We start from the raw sequence: 15,146 nt of genomic DNA on the forward strand, positions 1-15,146 counted from the left end.
TAAATTTCAACCTTAAAAGTATATTTTTTTATGTCAATTCATCACTAAGTTGCATCGCCTCAGTCAAGGCTTCATGCAGGCGGGCAACAGCAATGACTTGTACACCTGGAATTGCCTTTTGGGGAGCGTTGCCTCTTGGTAAAATGACATATTTAAAGCCATGTTTTGCTGCTTCTTTTAAGCGCTCCTGACCGTTAGGAACAGGGCGAATTTCACCAGAAAGACCAACTTCACCAAAAACTGCAAGTTGTTGGGGCAACGCTTTAGTACGTAAACTTGAAGCACATGCGAGTAAAACAGCTAAATCAGAACCTGTTTCGGTAATTTTTAAACCACCTACAATGTTAACGTATACATCTTGCCCAGTAGTTTGCACACCACCATGACGATGCATTACAGCAAGCAGCATATTTAAACGGTTTTGTTCAAGACCAAGTGCAACGCGTCGTGGTTGTCCTTGAGCATCATCAACTAAAGCTTGTACTTCAACCAAAAGAGGGCGAGTTCCTTCACGGCTAATCATGACAATTGAGCCGGGAATCGCTTCATCATAACGACTTAAGAAAATAGCAGAAGGGTTAGCAACTTCACGTAAGCCTTTATCCGTCATGCCAAATACGCCAAGCTCATTCACTGCACCAAAACGATTTTTAACAGCACGAATCATTCGATAGCGAGAGTCTGATTGACCTTCAAAGTAGAGTACGCAGTCCACCATATGCTCTAAAACACGCGGACCTGCCAGTGCACCTTCTTTGGTCACATGGCCAACAATAAATAGCGCGGTGCCACTATTTTTTGCATAACGGGTTAATAAAGCAGCAGATTCACGAATTTGAGAAACACCACCTGGAGCAGATTGGAGGGTTTCTGTGTAAAGTGTTTGAATCGAATCTAGAATAGCGACTACGGGTTTTTCTTGTTCTAAAACTTCACAAATTCGCTCGACACAGGTTTCAGCCATGACTTTTAATTGATCAGTTGGTAAGTCAAGACGCTGTGCACGCAAGGCGACCTGAGATAAAGATTCTTCACCTGTAATATAAAGTGCAGAACTTTTTGCGCTTGCCATGTGGGTTGCCGTTTGTAAAAGAATGGTTGATTTACCAATACCAGGGTCACCACCAATCAGCACCACAGAACCTGTCACCAAACCGCCGCCAAGCACTCGGTCAAATTCACTAATGCCTGTAGGTAAGCGGGTTTCATGAGAAACTGAAACTTTATTTAGCGTTGTAATGTTAGCAACTTGACCCGCATAGCCTCCAATTTTAGGGCGTGCACGGTGAGCAGTGGTTGGCTCAAGTTTAACTTCAGTCAGAGAATTCCATTCACCACACTCTGAGCATTGACCAGCCCATTTAAGATGATCGGCGCCACATTGTTCGCAACGGTAAACAGTTTTGACTTTGCTCATAAAAAATTGAAATTTTGCTCAATATTATATAAATATAGTTCTATAGAGAGTCCTTAACTTTTTCTCCTACGTTTTTCATGTAGAACATTAGGAATTAGAAAAGGATCTTTTTTAGGAACTAAAAGGGAAAGACGTCAAAAATAACACGATATAGGATTTTTACAAGTCAGATAGAGTTTGTTTTAAGTGGATATAGAAAATCTAATCTATCCCCAAGGAAGGTGTTTTTACTGATGTATGTATCTAACTGTTTATTATAGAGATGGCATGGATATTGCTGAAGTAAAAAACGAACAAAATAATATGAGTATTGTATTTTTAAATACAAAAGGTTGAAATGTATGAGTGCAGCAGAAATTGTTGATTGGGTAAATAGCATAATTTGGAGTAAGGGACTTATTTACCTGTGCTTAGGCGCGGGTTTATTTTTTTCTATTTTGACAAGATTTGTTCAAGTACGTCAAATGAAGGAAATGGCCAGACTACTAATAAAAGGTACTTCTTCAGAACAGGGGATTTCATCATTTCAAGCCTTAGCTGTTTCATTATCGGGACGAGTAGGTGTAGGTAATATTGCGGGTGTAGCGGCAGCAATTGGCTTTGGTGGGCCCGGTGCTGTCTTTTGGATGTGGTTAGTTGCCTTTTTAGGGGCAGGTACTGCATATGTAGAGTCAACTCTAGGACAAATCTATAAAGTTGAGTACCAAGGACAATATCGCGGTGGGCCAGCTTTTTATTTTGATAGAGGTTTAGGTCAGCGCTGGTTAGGGATTGTATTTGCTATCGCGGCGATTGTTTCTTGCGGTTTATTTTTACCTGGCATTCAAGCAAATGCCGTAGGGAAGGCATTTACCCAGATTACTGGTGAAGGAACAATTATTTTTGGTGATATTGGTTTATTTAAACTTGTTGCGCTTGTGGTGATTGTTGGTTTACTTGCCATCATTATTTTTGGCGGAATCAAACGTATTGCGCGATTTGCTGAGTTTGTTGTTCCTTTTATGGCTGCTGGATATATTCTAATGGCTGTAGTGATTGTAATTGCGAATATTCAAGAGTTACCAGGAGTCGTTAAATTAATCTTTGAAGATGCTTTTTCTCCTATGGCGGGTCTCGGTGCAGCGATCGGTTGGGGAGTAAAACGTGGTGTTTACTCAAATGAAGCAGGGCAAGGAACAGGTCCTCATGCAGCATCAGCAGCCGAAGTACAGCACCCAGCTCAACAAGGTTTTGTGCAGGCATTTTCAGTTTATGTTGATACCTTATTTGTATGTTCTGCAACAGCTTTCATGATTTTAATTACTGGCAAATACAATGTCCAAGGAACTTTAGAAGCTGGTCAATTTATTGTGCAACATGTGGGAGCGACTGTTGAAATCGGTTCCCCTGCATTTACACAGATGGCAGTTAGCACAATGTTTGGTGATTTTGGGCAAATCTTTGTTGCTTTAGCTGTGTTCTTCTTCGCTTTTACAACAATTGTTGCATATTACTATATTGCTGAAACTAACATTACTTATCTAAGCTACATTACTAAATCTCCATCATTATTATTTGTGACCAAGTGCTTTATTATTCTATCTGTGTCTTATGGGGTACTAAGTGCAACTGGTTATATATGGGGAATTGGTGATATCGGTGTGGGCTTAATGGCGTGGATTAATATCGTTGGTATTATCGTGACATATTTTGTATGGAAGCCAACAATTAAAGCACTAAAAGATTATGAAACACAGCAAAAAGCTGGAGTAACAGAGTACACATTTGATCCTGTTAAATTAGGAATTAAAAATGCGACTTTCTGGGAGGAGAGATTAAAAAATAAGCAGAAATAAATTTAATTTACTTTTCCAATAATATCTCTCAAAAAAAGTAGCCGTAAGGCTACTTTTTTTATTTGTATAGAGCGTTTGAAGTTATTAGACAAAAGTTGACTTAAGAGTCCGTTGTATTGCAATAGGCTTGTGCGTATTATCGCCAATAATTGTATGTAGCTTGAAATCATCAGCAATACAGACAAAAATTGGTTAGTTGAAAAGTTGTCAAAAAATATACATTTAAAAGATGCCTGCAAATGGTGCGATATCGTCTTTTTGATTTGCGTTTAGCTAACTGACTAAAAAAATTACTGGAGTGCGTTCATAAAATGTCGAATCAAAATCTGAGTGAATCTCATGAACAAGGTGAGCTCCATCGAAGTCTTTCTAATCGACATTTACAGTTGATTGCGATTGGTGGTGCAATTGGTACCGGATTATTTATGGGATCAGGTAAAACAATTAGTCTTGCTGGACCATCGATCTTATTCATTTATCTGATTATTGGTACGATGGTTTTTTTTGTCATGCGTGCGCTTGGCGAATTACTTCTTTCAAATCTTGCCTATAAATCATTTATTGATTTCACAACAGATTTAATCGGTCCATGGGCGGGTTACTTTGTTGGATGGACATACTGGTTATGTTGGATCACGATAGGTATCGCTGACCTTTCTGCAATTATCTACTACTTGCAGTTCTTCAATAATGGTCTACCTTTCTCGCCTGTCGAAGGGGCAATGATCAGTGTTGCCGCGATTGTATTTATTATGGGTTTAAACCTGTTAACAGTTCGCTTGTTTGGTGAGTTAGAGTTCTGGTTTGCGCTCATTAAGATTCTTGCGATTATTATTTTAATCGCTGTTGGCCTATGGATGATCTTTACAGGCTTTACCTCAAGTACAGGTGAAGTTGCATCATTTACTCATCTTTGGGCTAACGGTGGTTTCTTCCCAACAGGTGTACATGGTTTCTTGGCAGGCTTCCAGATTGCAATCTTTGCTTTTGTTGGTGTGGAACTTGTGGGAACAACGGCTGCCGAAACCAAAGACCCAGCACGTAACTTACCAAAAGCAATTAACTCAATTCCAATCCGTATCATTATTTTCTATGTATTGGCATTGTTGATTGTGATGTCTGTAACACCTTGGAATAAAATTGATCCAGCGATCAGTCCATTTGTAAACTTGTTCAGCCAAGCTGGTGTGGCAGCAGCAGCGATCTTGATGAACTTGGTGGTATTGTCATCAGTGATGTCATCAATGAACAGTGGTGTCTTCTCAACAAGCCGTATGTTATTTGGTTTATCTCGTGAAGATCAGGGTCCAAAAGCTTTTGGTAAATTGAACAGACGTGCGGTACCGGCAAATGCATTGTATTTCTCTGCTGCGTGTTTATTGTTAGGTGCGGCATTACAGTATTTTGTTCCAAATACAGTTGAGGCATTTACGCTTGCAACGACGCTTTCAACGATTTTGTTCATTTGCGTGTGGTTACTCATTATCTGGAGTTATATCCGTTATTACACTACGCGCCCTGAGCTACATGCAAAATCAACATTTAAATTACCGGGCGGTCTATTTACATGTTGGATCACGATTATTTTCTTTATTGGCATGATTTATGTGCTGTCTTTAGAACCGGATACGTTCAAAGCGCTGAAAGTCAGCCCAATTTGGTTTATTATCTTGATCATTGGTTATTTCTTCTTCTATAAACCGCGTCATAAAAAGTAATTAAATTTATTTAGTTATGATCAAACGCCAGCTGAAAAGCTGGCGTTTTTTATGCATATTGTTTTTCTCTTTAAGTTTACTCTTTAGCCGCCTGCATGATCACGGTATACTGCATCGAATTGTTTAAATCAGGTGCTCAGATGCGTCGTGTCATTTGCCTCATCAGTTTATTGAGCAGCAGTATTTTGCTTAGCGCTTGTGGTCAGTCAGGAGCATTACAGCTACCTTCTGATCCGAATTATGACAAACGTGCGAAATACTTGCTCTATCGTAATAAAGAACAGAAACAAGTTGTGCAACAGGATGAACAAGCTGAACAGTCAGTTGAAGCATCAGCCCCAACCCAAACAACTTCACCTTAAGCTTTGAAATAAGGACACATTCATGAGTTTCACTCGCATTAATGGAGTATTGCACGCAGAGCAATGTTCTATGGAGCAGCTTGCGCAGCAATTTGGCACACCTTTGTATGTTTATTCAAAAGCAGCTTTTGAAAAACATTACTTAGATATGGACCGTGCTTTTGATTTTATTGATCATCAAATCTGTTTTGCGGTGAAATCTAACTCAAATATAGCTGTTCTTAATGTCTTGGCAAAACTTGGTGCTGGTTTTGATATCGTATCAGGTGGTGAACTTGCACGCGTTTTAAAAGCGGGTGGAGATGCATCTAAAGTTGTTTTTTCTGGTTTAGGTAAAACCGAAGCCGATATCGAAACATCGTTAAATGTGGGTATTGCTTGTTTTAACGTTGAGTCTTATGCAGAACTAGATCGTCTTCAAAAAGTTGCAGCTCGTCTAGGCAAAAAAGCGCCGATTTCTTTACGTGTAAATCCAGACGTCGATGCAAAAACGCATCCTTATATTTCAACAGGTTTAAAAGAAAATAAATTTGGTATTCCAAGTGATACCGTTTATGAAACTTATCAATACGCCGCTTCTTTACCTAATCTTGAAATTGTAGGTATTGATTGTCACATTGGTTCACAGCTCACTGAAACTAAACCGTTTGTTGACGCTTTAGATCGTGTCATGTTGATGATCGAAGAATTGAAAAAACTTGGTATTATTCTTAAACACATTGATATCGGTGGCGGTTTGGGTGTTTGTTATAAAGATGAAACACCACCAAGTGTTGAAGAATATGCCAACTCAATGAAACCTGCTTTAGAAAAGTTAGGTCTCAAGGTTTATATGGAACCGGGTCGTAGCATTAGTGCAAATGCAGGTGTGCTTTTAACAAAAGTTGATTTGCTCAAGCCAACGAGCCACCGTAACTTTGCCATTATTGATGCAGCAATGAATGATTTAATTCGCCCTGCATTATATGAAGCTTGGATGGATATACAACCTGTAGTGTCAAGTTCAGATACTGAAGAAAAAACTTGGGATCTCGTTGGAGCAATCTGTGAAACAGGTGACTTCATTGGTAAAGATCGTTCATTGGCTTTAAAAGAAAATGACTTGTTAGCTGTTCTCGGCGCTGGCGCTTATGGTTTTGTAATGAGTTCAAATTACAATACACGTGGACGTGCCGCGGAAGTGATGGTGTCAGGCGATAAGGCCCATTTGATTCGTGAGCGTGAAACGGTTGAATCCCTTTGGGAAAATGAACGCTTATTGCCTGAGGAGTAAATGAAATGTTGTTAGAATTTACTAAAATGCATGGCCTAGGCAACGACTTCATGGTGGTTGATCTGATCAGCCAACGTGCTTATTTGGATACAGAAACAATTCAACGCTTAGCCGATCGTCATTTTGGCATCGGTTTTGATCAGCTTTTAATTGTTGAACCACCTGATTTACCGGAAGCAGATTTTAAATATCGTATTTTTAATGCAGATGGTTCTGAAGTTGAACAATGTGGTAATGGTGTACGCTGTTTTGCTCGTTTTGTACATGAGCGCCATTTAACAACCAAAACAAGTATTACTGTCCAAACCAAAGCAGGTATTGTAAAACCTGAATTGGGGCAAAATGGTTGGGTTCGCGTCAATATGGGCTACCCGAAGTTCTTGCCGAATGAAATTCCATTCATTGCTGAACAACCAGAAGCTTTATATACACTTGAGTTAGCTAACGACCAGAACATTAATATTGATGTGGTCAATATGGGCAATCCTCATGCTGTCACTATTGTTCCAGACGTACTAACTGCTGATGTAGCAGGTATTGGCCCACAAGTTGAATCACATAAACGTTTCCCTGAGCGTGTTAATGCTGGCTTTATGCAAGTAATTGATGAAAAACATGTTCGCTTACGTGTATTTGAACGTGGCGTAGGTGAAACACTTGCATGTGGTACAGGTGCTTGTGCTGCTGCGGTAAGTGGTATGCGCCGTGGCTTACTTGCGAACTCAGTTGAAGTTGAGCTTGCTGGTGGTAAGTTACAAATTGAATGGCAAGAGGGTGATGTGGTTTGGATGACGGGTCCAACAACTCATGTATATGATGGGCGTTTGGATTTACGTTATTTCCAAGGTTAATCGCATGACCTAAATAGAAGCCTCTTTTATTATCTAAAATGATAAAAGAGGTTTTCTTTTATATGTACAATAAATTTTTAATTTTATTACTTTATAAAAATATGAATAATTTAATTTTCTTACCCGGCGCATCAGGCAGTACGACATTTTGGCATCCCTTAATTGAAAAATTACCTCAGCATTACCAGACGAAAATTATTGGTTACCCCGGTTTTGGAGATATACCAGAATCTCCTCAGGTTAAAAATTTTGAAGAATTAACTAACTATGTTCTTGATCAAATTAATGAAGAATCTGTAATTGTCGCGCAATCTATGGGTGGCATTTTTGCTGTTGCGGCAACGTTGCAAAAACCTCAGCTGGTGAAAGGGCTGGTTTTGATTGCAACTTCAGGTGGAATCAACCTTAAACGATTTAATGTTCAAGACTGGCGTGAAGCATACCGCCAAGCATTTTTAAAATATCCTGATTGGTTTATTACTACCAATGTTAACTACGAAGAGTTTTTATTAGATATAAACATTGAAACTTTATTAATCTGGGGCGATAACGATCCAGTGAGCCCCGTTCAGGTGGGTCAATATTTAAATCAAAAATTTGAAAATTCGACGTTATATGTTGTGAAAAATGGCGACCATCAATTAGCAGAAAAAAATGCCGATGAAGTGGCCGCAAAAATTAAAGATTATTTAAAAAAGATGAGGTAAGTCTTTTAAAAAGCGTGCTATGTGTTAGCACGCTTTTTAAAATTTACTTTTTACTCAAAGCTAATTTCAAAGCAAACAACACAAAAATACTGCCAGTAATCCGATCCATATATTTCACAAATTTGGGTTGCTTAAGATAACGTGACAGTGGCTGCATAGCCAAAATTAATAAAGTTGACCATAGCATTCCAATCACCACATGAATCATTACCAGTCCCATCACCCAAGTAACTGCCGATGCTTGTGGTGGAATAAACTGTGGAAGAAATGAAATATAAAAAATACCAACTTTGGGATTAAGTAAATTACCCAAAAAACCCTTAATAAACCAATTTTGTGAAGGAGAGGTATTTGAACTATTCTCTTGAATATCTGAAAGTTGGCTACGTGGTTTTAAAATCATATTTAAACCTAACCATGCTAGATAAGCTGCTCCCATCCCTTTTAGAATATTAAAAGCGAGATCAGATGCCATGAGCAAAGCACCTAGACCACAGGCAACCACAATTCCCCATACAATACAGCCAAGGCTAATGCCGACAGCTGCTTGAAACGCTTTCGATTTACCTTCAAGTGTTGCTGTACGAATAATTAAAGTCGTATCTAAACCTGGGGTAAGTGTAAGTAATGTAATGGCAATTAAATAAGGGATGAGTATGGTGGTCATGGCAGCAAGGTCCAATGAATACTTGGTTTAAATTGTAATATATAAATTAGATCAGCATTAGGTTGTGCGGTACCAAATTTTCATGATCACTTAGTTTTTGGTACACTAAAAAAATGAGCAAATAAATGGAGAGCAATTTGGATTTTGCATTACAACTGCTCTCAATGTGGTTAAAAGAAAGAAAAATACAGAATCAATCTGAGCACACGATTACTGCTTATGAACGAGATGTTAAAAGCTTTCTTGAGTTCTGCGAGCACAAACAACTAGATTTGAGAAATATTGAAGCTTCAGATTTAAGAGAGTACTTAGCGCAGCGTGTCGAACAGGACCAGTTAAGTTCAAGTAGCATGCAACGTCATCTCACCTCAATTCGTCAATTTATGAAGTGGGCTGAACAAGGTAAATATCTAGAAATTAATCCTACCGACGATTTTAAGTTAAAACGCCAACCTAGACCTTTGCCTGGCATGATCGACATAGAAACGGTTAATCAAATTTTGGATCAACCTATGCCAGAAAAACTGGTTGATCAGCAATTGTGGTTAAGAGATAAAGCGATGCTCGAGTTACTTTACTCAAGTGGTTTACGTTTGGCTGAATTGCAGGGGTTAACAGTTAAAGATGTAGATTTTAATCGCCAACTTGTTCGTATTACAGGTAAAGGAAATAAAACCCGTATAGTACCATTTGGGAAAAAAGCAAAAGAAAGCCTATTGAATTGGTTGAAAGTTTACAAAATTTGGAAAGGACATTTCGATCAAAACGATTCTGTCTTTATTTCCTTGCGAGGAGGAGCGCTCACTCCAAGGCAAATTGAAAAACGAGTGAAGCTTCAAGCACAACGAGCAGGTGTAAATGTCGATTTACATCCGCATTTACTTAGACATTGTTTTGCTAGCCATATGCTATCGAGTAGCGGTGATTTGCGTTCAGTACAAGAAATGCTAGGCCATAGTAATTTGTCTACGACACAAATTTATACGCATATTGATTTCGATCATTTGGCACAAGTGTATGATCAAGCTCATCCAAGGGCACATAAAAACTAAAATTTAAAAATAGGCTCAATAAATAGATTATTAAATTGAGAAGTTTTAAGTGAATGTAGAGATCATTTGTATTTTTTTACAAATTTGTTTAAGAGAAATAGTCAAAACAGCCAAATTGACAATTTTGATCTTTGAGTATTTTGTGGACGACTGGGTCTAAAAAACCTCAGATTTAAGATTTTTAAAAGTAATGTTATGTTTCTAGCTAATATGCTAAATAAGATAAAAAGATAATAAAAATCAATGTATAAAATAGAGTTCAAAAAGAATAAAATAGGCCCTCATAGAAGTCTAAAATTTTTTTATGAACTGATGATTTCATTTTTTTTGTACTGTTCCAGAAAATTGTGACTTGACCGAAATGCCAAACACATTGCAAGATAGGGTACCTAAAAAATTTTAATTGAAGAGTTAATATACTTTTCTCAACATTTACTTTTGCTAGAACAGCCGAGGATTACATGAAGGCTCTTGTTGCTGTAAAACGCGTGGTTGATGCCAACGTTAAAGTTCGTGTTAAGCCGGACAATAGTGGGGTTGACCTTACCAACGTAAAAATGTCAATTAACCCATTTTGTGAAATCGCAGTGGAAGAAGCGGTTCGCTTAAAAGAAAAAGGAACAGTATCAGAAATCGTTGTTGTTTCTGTTGGTCCTAAAGAAGCTCAAGAACAAATCCGTTCTGCAATGGCTCTAGGCGCAGACCGTGGTATTTTGGTTGAAACTACTGATGAAATTGGCGCTTTAGAAGTTGCTAAAATTTTGAAAGGTGTTGTTGAAGCTGAAAAACCAGAACTTATCCTTCTTGGTAAACAAGCAATTGATGATGACTCTAACCAAGTAGGTCAAATGCTTGGTGCATTATTAGGTGCTGGTCAAGGTACATTCGCTTCTGAAGTGAAAGTTGATGGCGGTAAAGTACAAGTGACTCGTGAAGTTGACGGTGGTTTACAAACTGTTGAACTTACACTTCCTGCAATCATCACGACTGACTTGCGTTTGAACGAGCCACGTTATGCAGCATTGCCTAACATCATGAAAGCTCGTAAGAAGCCACTTGATACTAAATCTCCTGCGGATTATGGCGTTACAGCTGGTACTAAGCTTAAAACTGTTAAAGTTGAAGCTCCAGCAGAACGTAAAGCTGGCGTACAAGTGAAATCTGTAGATGAGCTTGTTGAAAAATTGAAAAATGAAGCGAAAGTGATCTAATACGGAAGGATAAAATCATGAGTATTTTAGTTATCGCTGACCACAACAACCAAGTACTTAACGGTGCTACTTTAAACGTTGTTGCTGCAGCACAAAAAATCGGTGGTGATATTACTGTATTAGTTGCTGGTTCTGGTGCTCAAGCAGTTGCTGATGCGGCTGCTAAAGTTGCTGGTGTAAGCAAAGTTTTACTTGCTGACAACGCTGCTTACGCAAACCAATTAGCTGAAAACGTAGCTGGCTTAGTTGCTGACTTGGCTAAAGGTTACAAATACGTTTTAGCTGCTTCTACAACGACTGGTAAGAACATTCTTCCACGTGTTGCTGCTCTTCTTGATGTAAGCATGATTACAGATATCATTTCTGTTGAATCTGCGAACACATTCAAGCGTCCTATCTATGCAGGTAACGCGATTGCAACTGTTCAATCTGACGAAGCAATCATTGTTGGTACTGTTCGTGGTACAGCTTTTGATCCAGTTGCTGCGGAAGGCGGTTCAGCTGCTGTTGAAACAGTTGGCGAAGTAAAAGATGCGGGTATTTCTCACTTCGTATCTGAAGAAATCGTTAAGCTTGATCGTCCAGAATTAACTGCGGCTCGCATCGTAGTTTCTGGTGGTCGTGGTGTAGGTTCTGGTGAGAACTACCATAAAGTACTTGATCCATTAGCTGACAAGCTTGGTGCAGCACAAGGTGCTTCACGTGCAGCAGTTGATGCGGGCTTTGTACCTAACGATTTCCAAGTTGGTCAAACTGGTAAAATCGTTGCGCCTGAGCTTTATGTTGCTGTAGGTATTTCTGGTGCGATCCAGCATTTAGCTGGTATGAAAGATTCTAAAGTTATTGTTGCAATCAACAAAGACGAAGAAGCGCCAATCAACAGTGTTGCTGACTACTGGTTAGTTGGTGATTTGAACACTGTAGTACCAGAATTGGTATCTAAACTTTAATCTTTACCGATTAAAGCTAAAAAACCCTTAGTTTTTACTAGGGGTTTTTTATTATGGATAGTGTCCTGAAATGTATAACTGAAACTTTTATCTCATTTGAGGTTTGATTTTTATAGAATAAAAATCACATAGTTTTATTAAGAATAGAACGTGCTCGTTATAGCGATATGATAAGAATAATATGCAATTAAATTATACAAATATCACCAGATTGGCGGTGTAGATTCCGCACATTACACAGTGCTTTTATGCTATAGTATACAGCTATATTTTTTTCGATTTTAGTTCAGTTTCCGGAACTAAATTTTTTGCAAGATCAAGACATATAAGCAGATGGAAATTTCTATCTGTAAGAAGGAGTATGCATGAGCGTATCGGAAATCCGACCGATTGCCATTGAGGACGAACTCAAGCATTCATATTTAGATTACGCGATGAGTGTAATCGTATCTCGTGCATTGCCGGATGTGAGAGACGGTCTTAAACCTGTTCACCGTCGTGTGCTTTATGCCATGCACGAATTGGGCAATGACTATAACAAAGCCTACAAGAAATCTGCGCGTGTTGTTGGGGACGTAATCGGTAAATATCACCCTCATGGTGACTCAGCTGTTTATGAAACCATTGTACGTATGGCTCAGGACTTTAGCTTACGTTATTTATTGGTAGATGGTCAGGGTAACTTCGGTTCGATTGATGGTGATAGCGCAGCTGCAATGCGTTATACCGAAGTCCGTATGACCAAGCTTGCACATGAGCTTCTTGCAGATCTAGAAAAAGACACGGTTGACTGGGAAGATAACTACGACGGATCTGAGCGTATTCCTGAAGTACTTCCGACACGTGTTCCTAACCTGTTAATTAATGGTGCTGCTGGTATTGCCGTAGGTATGGCAACCAACATGGCACCGCATAACATGACAGAAGTTGTAAATGCGTGCTTAGCCTATGCTGACAATCCAAATATCTCGATTGAAGGATTGATGGAATATATTACTGGTCCTGACTTCCCTACAGGCGGTATTATTTACGGTAAATCAGGTATTGTTGATGCTTACCGTACAGGTAAGGGCCGCTTACATATTCGTGGTAAGTACCATTTCGAAGAAGATGAAAAGACAGGCCGTACAACGATTGTCTTTACTGAAATTCCATATCAAGTAAACAAAGCAAGAGTTATTGAACGTATTGCCGAGTTAGTGAAAGAGAAAAAACTTGAAGGTATTTCAGAACTTCGTGATGAGTCTGACAAAGAAGGTATGCGTATTGCAATTGACTTAAAGCGTGGTGAAAACGCGGAAGTCGTTGTAAATAACTTATTCTTAAATACCCAGCTTGAGAACTCATTCAGCATCAACATGGTTTGTCTTGATAACGGACAACCAAAATTGATGAATTTGAAAGATATTATTGCGGCATTTATCCGTCACCGCCAAGAAGTTGTGACACGCCGTACTATGTTCGAACTGCGTAAAGCACGTGAACGTGGTCATATCTTAGAAGGGTTAACCGTTGCTTTAGCCAATATCGATGAAATTATCGAGACTATTAAAACTTCTGCTAACCCTGCTGAAGCGCGTGAGCGTTTACTTGCAGGTGAGTGGGCAGGTGGTGGTGTCGTTTCATTGCTTGAAAAAGCTGGCGCAATTTCTGTTCGTCCAGATGAAATCGAAGGTGAAGATCCAAATCGTCCATTTGGTCTAACCGATTCAATTTACCGTTTATCACCAACACAAGTAGGCGCAATTTTAGAATTACGTTTACATCGTTTAACTGGTCTTGAACAAGACAAATTACATGCAGAATATACTGAGATCTTAGGTCAAATCGCTGAACTTACTGCGATTTTGAATGATTTCAATTTATTGATGGCTGTAATTCGCGAAGAGTTAGCACTAGTACTACAACAGTATGGTGATGGACGTCGCACTGAAATTATTGAATCACGTATTGATTTTAGCCGTGAAGATTTAATTCCTGAAGAGCAAGTTGTATTAACAGTTTCACAAACAGGTTACGCAAAAACTCAACCACTTTCAGACTACCAGGCTCAGCGCCGTGGTGGACGTGGTAAGTCTGCAACTTCAATGAAAGATGATGACTTTATTCAACATCTCATTGTAGCTTCAAACCATGCGACTGTGCTGTGCTTTACCAACGTAGGTAAAGTATATCGTCTTCGTGTGTTTGAAGTGCCTCAAGCATCACGTGGTGCCAAAGGTCGTCCGATTGTGAACTTGTTACCTTTAGATGCGAATGAAACAGTAACAGCTATCTTGCCGTTGACTGAGTTCCCAGAAAACCATTACGTATTTATGGCGACAGCATCAGGTACGGTTAAACGTGTTGATTTAGAGCAATTCGCTAATATCCGTTCAAATGGTTTACGCGCAATTGAACTCAATGAAGAAGATACCTTAATTGGTGTTGCGATTACTGATGGTAATCAGCAAATCATGTTGTTCTCGAACGAAGGTAAGGCAATCCGTTTTGCCGAGACTGACGTACGTGCAATGGGTCGTACTGCGAAAGGTGTTCGTGGTATGCGCGTGAGCTTTGCAAGCAGTACTTTAAGTGAAGAAGATGCAGATGTTGAAAATGATGAATCAGATGACAATGACGATTCAGCAGATTCAAATTTAGTAAGCCGTATCGTATCGCTTGTAGTTGTACCTGAAACAGGTGAAGTACTGTGTGCAAGTGCCAATGGTTACGGTAAGCGTACTCCAGTAAATGACTTCCCGACCAAGAAACGTGGCGGTAAGGGTGTCATTGCGATTAAGACAAGCGAACGTAACGGTGAGCTTGTTGGTGCAGTGTCTATTGATGAAACCAAAGAATTGTTACTTATTTCTGATGGCGGTACATTAGTTCGTACTCGTGCAGCAGAAGTTGCAATGACTGGTCGTAATGCACAAGGTGTACGTCTAATTCGCTTAAGCGAAGAGGAAACTCTAGTAGGCGTTGTGTCTATTGAGGCTGTCGAAGATGAAGAAGAGTTTCTCGAAGGCGAAGTAGATACTACTGAAACTGATAGCGAAGAAGCTGTATCAAATAATGAAGATGCTTCTGAAGACTAAGTAAAACTTAAATAAAAAAGGAA

Annotated in this window: 12 protein-coding genes; 10 read left to right on the forward strand and 2 right to left on the reverse strand. The window is 39.1% G+C overall.

Translation table 11 applies throughout. From position 1 onward, the window contains the following. Nucleotides 1-28: 28 nt before the first annotated feature. Nucleotides 29-1,417, reverse strand: coding sequence for a DNA repair protein RadA (gene radA, locus MKX14_RS00345; protein ID WP_005073053.1), 1,389 nt, complete (start codon nucleotides 1,415-1,417; stop codon nucleotides 29-31). A 341-nt stretch (nucleotides 1,418-1,758) separates the two neighbouring features. Here radA and MKX14_RS00350 point away from each other — a divergent pair, with 341 nt between their 5' ends. From MKX14_RS00350 to MKX14_RS00375, 6 genes are all read left to right on the forward strand, one after another. Further along, nucleotides 1,759-3,252, forward strand: a complete 1,494-nt coding sequence (locus MKX14_RS00350; RefSeq protein WP_108011524.1) for an alanine/glycine:cation symporter family protein — start codon at nucleotides 1,759-1,761, stop codon at nucleotides 3,250-3,252. 311 nt (nucleotides 3,253-3,563) lie between these two features. Beyond that, on the forward strand, nucleotides 3,564-4,970 hold the full coding sequence (locus MKX14_RS00355) for an amino acid permease (RefSeq protein ID WP_240281496.1): 1,407 nt from the start codon (nucleotides 3,564-3,566) through the stop codon (nucleotides 4,968-4,970). Between the two features lie 140 nt (nucleotides 4,971-5,110). After that, a complete protein-coding gene (gene lptM, locus MKX14_RS00360; protein ID WP_016140224.1) occupies nucleotides 5,111-5,332 on the forward strand; it encodes an LPS translocon maturation chaperone LptM in 222 nt (73 codons plus the stop codon). A 22-nt stretch (nucleotides 5,333-5,354) separates the two neighbouring features. Next, nucleotides 5,355-6,605, forward strand: coding sequence for a diaminopimelate decarboxylase (gene lysA / locus MKX14_RS00365; RefSeq protein WP_240281497.1), 1,251 nt, complete (start codon nucleotides 5,355-5,357; stop codon nucleotides 6,603-6,605). 5 nt (nucleotides 6,606-6,610) lie between these two features. After that, nucleotides 6,611-7,456, forward strand: coding sequence for a diaminopimelate epimerase (gene dapF, locus MKX14_RS00370; protein WP_002118553.1), 846 nt, complete (start codon nucleotides 6,611-6,613; stop codon nucleotides 7,454-7,456). Between the two features lie 101 nt (nucleotides 7,457-7,557). Then, entirely contained in the window at nucleotides 7,558-8,163 is a 606-nt protein-coding gene (locus MKX14_RS00375; protein ID WP_080947823.1) for an alpha/beta fold hydrolase, read from the forward strand. A gap of 43 nt (nucleotides 8,164-8,206) precedes the next feature. On the opposite strand, the gene yrhP is transcribed toward MKX14_RS00375, so the two are convergent. Continuing rightward, nucleotides 8,207-8,830, reverse strand: coding sequence for a LysE family translocator (gene yrhP, locus MKX14_RS00380; protein ID WP_046813164.1), 624 nt, complete (start codon nucleotides 8,828-8,830; stop codon nucleotides 8,207-8,209). Between the two features lie 164 nt (nucleotides 8,831-8,994). Between yrhP and xerA the strand changes: the two genes are divergently transcribed. The 4 genes from xerA to gyrA all read left to right on the forward strand — a co-directional run bounded on the left by xerA (nucleotide 8,995) and on the right by gyrA (nucleotide 15,123). After that, a complete protein-coding gene (gene xerA / locus MKX14_RS00385) occupies nucleotides 8,995-9,882 on the forward strand; it encodes a site-specific tyrosine recombinase/integron integrase (protein ID WP_133481139.1) in 888 nt (295 codons plus the stop codon). Nucleotides 9,883-10,343: 461 nt separating this feature from the next. Further along, a complete protein-coding gene (gene etfB / locus MKX14_RS00390; RefSeq protein ID WP_002118903.1) occupies nucleotides 10,344-11,093 on the forward strand; it encodes an electron transfer flavoprotein subunit beta/FixA family protein in 750 nt (249 codons plus the stop codon). A gap of 17 nt (nucleotides 11,094-11,110) precedes the next feature. After that, entirely contained in the window at nucleotides 11,111-12,043 is a 933-nt protein-coding gene (locus MKX14_RS00395) for an electron transfer flavoprotein subunit alpha/FixB family protein (RefSeq protein WP_002118921.1), read from the forward strand. A gap of 365 nt (nucleotides 12,044-12,408) precedes the next feature. Further along, nucleotides 12,409-15,123: a DNA gyrase subunit A gene (gene gyrA / locus MKX14_RS00400; protein WP_086376987.1), complete on the forward strand. Its 2,715-nt coding sequence runs from the start codon at nucleotides 12,409-12,411 to the stop codon at nucleotides 15,121-15,123. Nucleotides 15,124-15,146: the final 23 nt, after the last annotated feature.

The sequence above is a fragment of the Acinetobacter pittii genome (assembly GCF_022449185.1).
GTDB lineage: Bacteria > Pseudomonadota > Gammaproteobacteria > Pseudomonadales > Moraxellaceae > Acinetobacter > Acinetobacter pittii_I.